The 9,284-nt window shown below is 63.7% G+C and carries 6 protein-coding genes and 2 pseudogenes; 3 read left to right on the top strand and 5 right to left on the bottom strand.

Annotation, left to right across the window (positions count from 1 at the left end):
- Positions 1-707, top strand: a protein-coding gene (locus BFN67_RS12200; protein ID WP_139789156.1) for an IS5 family transposase whose coding sequence is annotated in 2 segments (ribosomal slippage) — positions 1-286 and positions 286-707 — 708 coding nt annotated over the 2 segments. Because the reading frame shifts where the segments join, the coding sequence is not laid out codon by codon here. This gene is flagged as partial in the annotation.
- Between the two features lie 108 nt (positions 708-815).
- Positions 816-1,846 (top strand): annotated as a pseudogene (locus tag BFN67_RS12195) (IS110 family RNA-guided transposase).
- A 224-nt stretch (positions 1,847-2,070) separates the two neighbouring features.
- Here the strand turns inward: BFN67_RS12195 and BFN67_RS12190 are convergent.
- The 5 genes and pseudogenes from BFN67_RS12190 to BFN67_RS12170 form a co-directional block, all read right to left on the bottom strand.
- A pseudogene (locus tag BFN67_RS12190) lies at positions 2,071-3,064 on the bottom strand (IS481 family transposase).
- A gap of 173 nt (positions 3,065-3,237) precedes the next feature.
- Positions 3,238-4,509: a D-tagatose-bisphosphate aldolase, class II, non-catalytic subunit gene (locus tag BFN67_RS12185; protein WP_425349773.1), complete on the bottom strand. Its 1,272-nt coding sequence runs from the start codon at positions 4,507-4,509 to the stop codon at positions 3,238-3,240.
- Positions 4,506-5,501 (bottom strand): tagatose kinase, encoded by a 996-nt coding sequence (locus BFN67_RS12180; protein WP_080919842.1) that lies wholly within the window; start codon positions 5,499-5,501, stop codon positions 4,506-4,508. The genes BFN67_RS12185 and BFN67_RS12180 overlap by 4 nt, the downstream gene beginning before the upstream one ends.
- A gap of 90 nt (positions 5,502-5,591) precedes the next feature.
- Positions 5,592-6,794: an ROK family transcriptional regulator gene (locus tag BFN67_RS12175; protein WP_080919841.1), complete on the bottom strand. Its 1,203-nt coding sequence runs from the start codon at positions 6,792-6,794 to the stop codon at positions 5,592-5,594.
- Between the two features lie 206 nt (positions 6,795-7,000).
- Complete coding sequence (locus BFN67_RS12170) at positions 7,001-7,885, bottom strand: sugar phosphate isomerase/epimerase family protein (RefSeq protein WP_080919850.1); 885 nt, start codon at positions 7,883-7,885, stop codon at positions 7,001-7,003.
- A 350-nt stretch (positions 7,886-8,235) separates the two neighbouring features.
- Between BFN67_RS12170 and BFN67_RS12165 the strand changes: the two genes are divergently transcribed.
- Entirely contained in the window at positions 8,236-9,276 is a 1,041-nt protein-coding gene (locus BFN67_RS12165) for a sugar ABC transporter substrate-binding protein (protein WP_139789155.1), read from the top strand.
- Positions 9,277-9,284: the final 8 nt, after the last annotated feature.

The raw sequence follows: 9,284 nt of genomic DNA, 5'->3' as shown, positions 1-9,284 counted from the left end.
CCATTCTTCCCGCTGTCGCACGGGGTGCCGAGGGTTGACGACCGGCGGGTGGTGAGCGGCATCGTCTACGTGATCCGCAACGGGCTGCAGTGGAAGGATGCGCCGGCTGGCTACGGCCCGCACAAGACGCTCTACAACCGTTTCATCCGCTGGAGTCTGATGGGCGTGTTCGACCGTATCTTCGCAGGGCTTGCCGGAGAAGGACCGAAACCCGAGCGCATCATGATCGACGCGACGCATCTGAAGGCTCATCGCACGGCGGCGAGCCTGCTCAAAAGGGGGATGTTCCCCGTCGTATCGGGCGAACCAAGGGTGGGCTGAACTCCAAGCTCCACACCGTCTGCGACGGTGAAGGCCGGCCGATCATCCTGCTTTTGTCGGAAGGCCAGATGAGCGACCACAAGGGCGCCCGCATGGTGCTCGACGCCTTGCCGAGCGCTTCACACCTGATCGCCGATCGCGGCTACGACAGCGCCTGGTTCCGGACCGAACTCGAAGCACGCGGCATCAAACCCTGCATTCCGTCGAGCCGGAGCCGCAAAGTTCCATACGCCTACGACACCGCGCTCTACCGCCAGCGCCACAAGGTCGAGAACCTGTTCGCCAAGCTCAGGGACTGGCGTCGAATCGCAACTCGCTACGACCGATGCGCCCACACCTTCTTCTCGGCCATCTGCATCGCAGCCGCCGTCATCTTCTGGCTCTGATCAATGAGATGCCGTAACGGGGCCTGCGTCGCGCACTGCTCGTTACCGCTTGCAAGATCAGAGTAAGCCGGTGCTGTTCCCGTATCGGATCCAGAAGGAGGATTGCGGATGAGAGTGTTTGTCGGGTTGGATGTGTCGTTGGCGAAGACCGCTATCTGCATGGTCAGCGAGCACGGGAAGATCGTGAAGGAAGCACAGGTCGCCAGTGAGCCCGAGGCGCTGGCGAGTTGGATAGGAGAACAGAATGGCAGCATCGCCGCCATCGGCCTCGAGGCCGGCCCCTTGTCGCAATGGCTTCATAGCGGATTGTCCGAGGCAGGTCTGGACGTCGTTTTGATGGAAATCGACAGGTCAAGGGCGCCTTGAAGGCCATGCCGATCAAGACCGACCGGCGCGATGCGGAGGGGATTGCACGCCTGCTGCATCTCGGCTGGTTCCGCCCGGTTCACTGTAAATCCGTTTCGGCGCAGGAGGTCCGTGCCGTGCTCGGAGCTCGGAAAGCGATCCAGCAGGGTATGATCGCACTGGAAATGTCCCTGCGTGGGCTCCTGCGGAACTTCGGACTGAAGGTCGGTGCTATCTCGCGCGGGCAGTTCGAGCATCGCATCCGCGAACTGGCGGGCGGCAATCTATTGCTCGAAGCCGCGACGGAACCGATGCTACGAGCGCGGGCCTCTCTGCGGCGCGAACTGGCGGAGCTGGAACGACGCGTCCGCCAGCTCGCCCAGGACGATTCGGTATGCCATCGGTTAATGTCCATGCCCGGGATCGGCGCAGTCGTGGCTCTGACCTTCCGCTCTGCTGTAGATGATCTGCCCGGTTCACATCATCGAAAAAGGTTGGCCCTTGGGTTGGCCTGACACCCTTGCAATCAGTTTGGCGAACGTGATGTATCGGGCGGCATCACAAAGGCCGGAGACGTCAATCTGCGCCGCGCGCTTTGTCAGGCCGCGACCGTCATGATGAATCGGGGGCGCTCGACATGGCTCAGAACATGGGCAGCACAGATCGCACGCCGCCGCGGTCGCAAGCGCGCCATGGTGGCGCTTGCGCGGCGCATCGGAGTGATCCTTCACCGAATTTGGGTCGATGGTACCGCCTTCCAGGCAGAGGCACCGATCATCCCACAAGCGATTTAACGAACTGAAGCTCCCACAGTTGCCTGCTTGACCGCAGGCCTTCGAGGTCCCCCAGGGACGCGGTTCCGATGATGCCGAGGTCAGGACTGTTGCCGATCTCCGTCGAGCACGCCAATGAGATGGGCACATCCGAAACTGCATCGAACCAGCATCATGTTGGCAGCTCGCGCGCTGACCACGGACCGAAGCATGCACCCGGGTGATCTTACAGGAAGGCCGCGGCTCTAGATGTTTGGTCCCGGGATTTGCTGGAGCGGATTGAGTGTGAAGCGTTCGGGCTGAGCGGCCCATGTCTTGCAGATGAACTCGTAGGGCGTGAGCCCTTTGAGGGTCTTGAGCCTGCGGGCGAAGTTGTAAGCGGCAACGAAGTCGGCGAGGGTGTTGCCGGAGCTGATCATGGCTCTCGTAGTAGAAGCGCTTGACCGTGGCGTCTTTGATGGTGCGGTTCATCCTCTCGACCTGCCCGTTGGTCCAGGGATGTTTGGCCTTGGTCGTGCGGTGCTCGATGTCATTCGTGGCGCAGGCATGCTCAAAGGCGTGGGCTCTGAAGGTTTCGCCGTTGGCGATGGCCTCTTTGATCAGCGGCACGGCCGAGCCTCCGGCACCGGGCGTGGTGAACTGGATGCCGTTGTCGGTGAGCACGGTGTGGATCTTGTAAGGGACGGCAGCGATCAGCCGCAGCAGGAACTCTCTGGAGATGGCGGTGGTGGCCTTTTCATGCAATTCGACGAAGGCGAACTTCGAAGTGCGGTCGATGGCCACGAACATGTGCAGCTTGCCCTGTTCGGTGCGCACCTCGGCAATGTCGATATGGAAATAGCCGATCGGGTAGCTCTTGAACTTCTTCTTCGCCGGCCGGTCGCCTTCTACATCGGGCAAGCGGCTGATGCCGTGACGCTGCAAGCAGCGGTGCAATGACGAGCGTGTCAGATGCGGGATCGTCGGCTGCAGGGCATAAAGGCAATCATCGAGCGGCAGCAGCGTATAGCGCCGGAAGGCGATGATGACGGCCTCTTCCTCGACGGAGAGCACCGTCGATCTCGCCTCTTTCGGCCCGGTCGGCAGATCGGCCACCGAGGCCCGCTTCTTCCACTTGGCGACGGTCTTCTGGTTGATCCCGTAGCGCTTCGCCAGCGTTCTCAGGCTCGCTTGACTATGTTGTATCGCTCGACGGACCGCCGCTGTCGTCGTGGCGCTCCCATGGTGAACCTGGCCCATAGCGCATCCTTTGATTCGGATGATAAGGATGCACCATCAAAGTCCGGGATCAAACATCTAAGCACACACTGCGCCACTCAGCATCAAACCGCCGCCACGTCCGCCTGCGGGCGGACGATTACGCTCGCCCAAAATCGCTTGACTGGGACGGCCCCGTTACCGATGTCCTGAGCCTAGCGCATGCCTACTGCCAAGCGATAGCCTTCGAGGCTGGTTTCTACTGCGGTAATCAGGAGTTGCCGGGGATCGAGCGGGCTTCCTGTAAACGATTCGAAGCCGGGCAGGTGCTGGCGCAGCAGCGGCGCGGGCACGATCTTGCCCGCCAAGGCGGCAATGAGCCTATCGACCGCGGCGACGGCGGCGGGATGGTTCCAGTAATAGCGGATTCGGTCGGAAAGCGAGTAGTGCCGCTGGACCCGCCGCTGTGCAGCGTTTCCACGATAATGACTGCGCCACCAGCGAGGCTCTTCGACCATCAGCGCCTCCATTGCCGCAAAGAGCGGTCGCGACCCATAGTCCGCCAGCATGTCCGACGCGATCACGTCCAGACCGTAGAGCGCCTGACGCAGATCGAACGTAAGCTGGGGACCAACCTTTAGGATTGCAAAACCGTCCTCGACTAGTTCGCGTAACGCAGCCGGGGTTTGGTAGTCCGTCGAATGGGCCTCGTAGACGAGCCCCTCTTCCTGACGAAGCAGCCCGGCGAGATGCTGAGCCTTCTCCCGGTCATAGCTAACGACATTTTCGTTGCCGAACTCGACGCCTGGCTGGACCACGATGGCGATGATCCGCGAAAAGGCAGCGGCCAGCCCCGCGTCCTCGAAGACCTCGCGATGGATTTCCCAGGTCCGCCGGACTGCTTCGAGCCTGGTCGGCTCGATCGCGTCGATGACGTGATCCGCGCCGCCCGGCGGCGGAACCTCGGTGCCGATCACGTAGAGCAGCGGCTTTGCCCCCGCAGCCGAAGCCGCCTGCTCCGCGCGCCTTGCGAGCCGGGCCGCGCGCCGCGCGATGGTGGTGTCGTCCAGCGCGGCAGGCTCGCCCGCGCATCCCATCGACGCGTCAAGATGGATCTTGCGGAACCCCGCCTCGACATAGGCGGCGACCATGTCTTCCGCCTTGGCCAAGGCAACCTCCGCGCTCTCGGCGCGCCATGGGTTCGGTCCCAGATGGTCGCCGCCGAAGATCACACGGTCGGCCGGCAGGCCTTCGCTTTGGGCGATTTGAAGCGTCATCGCCAGGAAATCGGCCGGGCGCATGCCTGTGTAACCACCGAACTGGTTGACCTGGTTGCAGGTCGCCTCGACGAGGACCGGATGGTCGTGCCGGACACCGTCGCGGATCGCCGCCCTGATGACCAGCGGATGCGAGGAGCACACCGAAACGATACCTTTCGGCTTGCCGACGCGCAGAGACGGCGCGAGATCGAGCAGCGGGTCCATCAGGCTGGCCTCCTCGGCGTATCGGCCATGAAGCGGTCGAGTTCGGCCCTTGTGCCGGCACCTTCCATCGGCCCCAGCCGGGTGACGTTGCGCGCGCCGGCGGCGTTGGCGTAATCCAGAACCGTCTGCGGCGGCATGCCGAGCCGCCGGCAGGCGATATAGGCGCCACCGAAACAGTCACCCGCGCCCGTGGGATCGACCTCCTCGACGGCGAAAGCAGCCACGTCGGCCCGCTCCCCGGCCGCGGAAAAGAAACTGGCGCCCTGCGCGCCGCGCTTCACCACCACCTCGCCAGCGCCGCGCGAAAACAGCGAGGCAAGCGCGTCTTGTTCCGTCGTCGTTCCCGTCGCGGTGAACAGTTCCTCGCCGGAAGGCAGGACCAGGTCCGATATGTCCAGCATCCGCGCAAAACGCTCGCCGACCGCGCCTTCACCCAGCAGTTCCTTGCGCATGTTCGGATCGACGGAGATGCTGCCGCCCCGGCCCCGGATCACTTCGACGGCGTATTCGAGGATCGTCCAGATCTCGGCGATGGAGAGCGCGGTGCCCATCACATGCAGATGCCCGGCCCTGCCGATCAGCGTCTTGGCCTCGCGCGTGAGACTGACCAGCCCGGACGCGGATTTGGCGATGTTGTAGACGAAGTCGCGCGACCCGTCGCCACGGTAGCGGACAAAGGCGCTGCCCGTCGGGTAATCGGGGCTGACGGCGATGGCCGAAACGTCGGCGCCGTCGCGGCGCAGCCGTTCGACATTGATGCGGCCGAAATCATCATTGCCGACACAGGCCACGATCCCGGCGCTGCCGCCGATCCTGGCGCACTGGTCGATGAAGATCGCCGGCGCGCCGCTTGGGTAGGGACCCGTCAGGTCGATCGGCTCGAGAAAGCCTTCGCCGCGGGTCCTGGCCATGATCTCGACGAGGATTTCGCCCACCGTGACGGTCGGGCCGAGACTGTCCGGAGCTAGAGCTTGGGAGGAGGATCTGGCTGACATCCCGTACCGACCGTCAGACAACGATGAAGACCGGCATAGATCGAATTGTATGTTTATGCAACATATTATTGAACGGCGCACCGTAGCCTATCAGCCGTCGCCGTCAGCCGTTTCCGAGAGGCGCTGGCTTTCGAGCGAAAGATAGCGCTGATGCATCATGCAGGCCGCACCGAACGCCGGCCCGCTTCCCTCCAGTTCCGTCACGACGATCTCCGGCAGCAGGAAGGCGCTGTCCTGCAGCGCAGCCATCGCATCGACGACATGGCCGGCCATCGGCGCGTAAAGAGCGGCCACCGAACCGCCAAGCACGATGCGGTCGGGGTCGATGATGCGGCAGGCCTGGGCGAGACCGAAGGCCAGTGCCCTCGCCCAGTCCCGGGCAACGCCAAGCGCGGCCCGCTTGCCGGCGGCGACGTCGGAAAGGAGGTCGGACAGCAAGGGGTTCCCGCCGGCAAGCCGGCGGTAGCGGTCGAGCAGCACCTCAAGCCCAACGATCCGCTCCAGCGCCCGGTATTCGCCGTCGGCGTCGGGGACGAGCAGATGCCCGACCTCGCCCGCGACGCCATTGCCGCCGCGGAACAGCTTGCCGTCAAAAACGATACCGCCGCCGACGCCGCTCTCCATGACGAGGAACAGGGTGACGCCGGAAGGCGGCTCCTGTCCATGGTAGGTCGCGCCGATGGCGAAGGCGTTTGCATCGTTGTCCGCCAATACAGGCACCCGGACCGGAAGCTGCGCCCGCACGAGATCGGCGAGATCGACCTCGCGCCATCCGAGCAAAGGCGCCAGGCGCACCCTGCCCTGCCCGTCCATCTGCGAGGGCGTCGCCACGCCGACGCCCTCGCACCGCCGCAGCCGCTCCGGCGGAACGACGTCGAGAACAAGCCTGACGGCCTCGCTTGCAGCGACACTGACATCGCTCGATGCGCCCGCGAACGGACGGATTTCGCTGGCGACCACATTGGCGGCGAGGTCTATCTCGACCACGCCCATGTGCTCGACGCCGATTTCGATCCCGACGAAGCCGAGCGCATCGGGAACCAGTTCGAGATGGACGCCTGGCCGGCCGGCACGATTTGCCGTGCCGCGCCCGGCGCTTTCAACCTCCCGCACCAGGCCGTCGCCTGCAAGGGCTTCGATGATATGGCCAGACGACGAGCGGTTGACGCGCAGACGGCGGGCCAGGTCGGCCCGGGTCAGAGAACCGAAATGGTGAAGCGCCTGCAGGACCGCGATCTCATTGCGCTGCCGGATCCGGCGAGGCGAACTGGCGGTCTGCAAGGCGTCGTTCACGAGGATATCTCGTTTTTATGGGGCAAACGGGGCGGATGCCGATTCGCAGTCAGCGTAGCCCTTTTCAGCCCGGGAATGAATTTGCCGGACCCTTTCGTCCACCAGCAGGAGAGCGCGAGGGTCGGCAACGGCCACCCGGTGTGTTCGGCACCTGCGCGATCCGGGCGGGTCGGAGGCCGGCCGGCCTCCGATTCCTCGATGTCGGATCAAGGCCGCGCGTTGGTGGTGCGGCGACGCTTGGCCTCGGCCATTTTGGTCTCGATGAACAGCTTGGCGTGCTCGGCCAGCGGAACGCTGTCGTTCCAGGTATCGCGCCAGATCGCGCAGGCGAGCGAGAGCGCCTGGTCGACGACCTTGGTCGAGAAGGATTCGAAGGTGATGTCGCGCTGGTAGTCGATGTCGAGCAGCGCATCGAACATCAGGTCGAAATCGATGACGCCGTCCCCCAGATAGCCGCGATTGCTTTCGCCGATATGGAAGTAGCCGACCTTGTCGCCGGCGAGACGCAGGGCGGCGGCGGGGTTCGCTTCCTCGATGTTCATATGGAAGGTATCGAGGTGCAGGCGCACATGGTCCGACCCCGTCGCTTCGATGAAATCCAGTCCCTGCGCGGTGGTGTTGAGCAGATTGCTCTCGAAGCGGTTGACGATTTCGAGGACGAGGTCGACGCCGGCCGCCTTAGCGATATCGGCGGTCCGGGCGATGGCCGCGATGCTGTTCTTGCGGCCGCGATCGGTCGGCATGGTCGAATATTTGGTGTGGGCGGAATAAAGGATGCCGCCCAGCTTGCTGCCGCCGATGTCGCGCACGGCCTTGACGGCGTTGGCAAGAGTCTCCTCGCCCTTCTTCACCACCGAGGCGTCCTCGCTGGACACGTCCGCGTCGGGCGACAACCCCATGGTGACGGCGATATCGAGGTCAAGCGACTTCGCCTTCTTCGCCAGCCTGTCGAGATTGAACTTCTCCGGCCGCAGATAGGCGAGTTCGATCAGGCGATAGCCGCAGGCGCTGGATTTTTCCATCGCCTGCTCGATGCCGGATTCGGTGGCGCCGTCGGTCCAGACGAACGAATGAATGCCGAGTTTTTTCAAGAGATCCTCCTTGGCGTCACGACAAATGTTGACTGTCGCAACAAAATGCCTCAAAGTGCCCTCTGTCAAGCGCTGACGACAGAAAGCACTCTATTTTGTACCTTTGCTACATCATGTGTCGGCCTTGGCAAAATGAAAGTCAGAAATCTGGTTGTAAACGGCTAGTTTTCACACGGTAACGATCCGCTGAGGAGCTTGCCAGACCAATATTGGTACTATAACTACATAGTCGCTTGGAGGAGCTGCAGGCCGGAGGAACAGAACCGGAGCGCGGCGCGCCATTCAGGGCAGGAAACCAATCCGACCGAAGGGCAGACGCGGCCCCGAAGGTCCGACATCTGGAGGAACGCATGACCAATCTCGCTCGCTGGGCAGGCTCGACCGCCCGCATTTCGCTCATCGCCATGGCTGCCGCCTTCGGCGTCGGCCAGGCCTATGCGATGGATCCCATCGCCGATCGCCCGCAGCCGGTGGACAATGCCAACGGCACGAAAGCCAGGATCGCTATGATCGGCTTCGCCAACAATCCTTACTGGGTCTCGGTGCAGAAAGGCGTCGATACCGCCAACGAGGTGCTGTCCTCGCGCGGCGGCGAGGTGAAGTGGATCGTGGCCGGCGCCAACATCGACGTGCCCACGGTCGACCAGGCGATCCGCGCCGCGGCCACCCAGGGCTACAACGGCATCGGCTTCTTCATCGCCGGCGAAGGCAACTGCACCCTCGTCAAGCAGATGGTCGCCAAGGACGTCGCCATGGGCGCCTACAACACGCTCTTCCCCTGCGTCGAGGCGTCGGGCGGCGTGATCGACTACGCCCAGGACCAGGTCGCCGCCGGCAAGAACGCCGCCGCGGAACTGATCAAGGCGGTCGGCGACAAGGAAGGCAAGGTCGGCATCATCGTCAGCCAGTTCACCGCCCCGGGCTCCGAGCAGCGCCGCAAGGGCTTCGTCGAAGGCCTGAAGGGCAGCAAGCTCACGCCGGTCAACGAAGGCGTCGAAGCCAAGGATTCGGCCGGCGCTACCTTTGCCGCGGCCAAGGATTTCATCACCTCCACGCCCGATCTCGTCGCTCTCTACGCCACGGCGGGTGGCCCCTTCGGCGCGGCGCAGGCGGTCAAGGCCGCCGGCAAGCAGGACAGCATCAAGGTCATCGGCTACGACTTCACGCCGGAGAACATCGCGGCGATCCGGGACGGCAGCATGTATGGCGCGACCGGTCAGGACGAATTCGGCCAGGGCTACAATGTGGCGATCACGCTTTTCAACGCCGTCGTCGCAAAGCAGAAGCCCGAACAGGTCCTGCAGCCGGCGATCAGCCTGTTCATGACCAAGGACAACGTCGATCAGCTCGATCCGGCCAAGCTGCCGGTCGGCGCCGTGCCGAAGCTCTGATCGCCGAT

It is taken from the genome of Manganibacter manganicus (assembly GCF_002075885.1).
GTDB lineage: Bacteria > Pseudomonadota > Alphaproteobacteria > Rhizobiales > Rhizobiaceae > Mesorhizobium > Mesorhizobium manganicum.
This window is presented reverse-complemented; position numbering and strand designations above follow the sequence as displayed.

Excerpts from the sequence above, each read along its gene's own strand:
- BFN67_RS12165 (WP_139789155.1), top strand. The coding sequence starts at position 8,236 with ATGACCAATCTCGCTCGCTGGGCAGGCTCGACCGCCCGCATTTCGCTC.
- BFN67_RS12180 (WP_080919842.1), bottom strand. The coding sequence starts at position 5,501 with ATGTCAGCCAGATCCTCCTCCCAAGCTCTAGCTCCGGACAGTCTCGGC.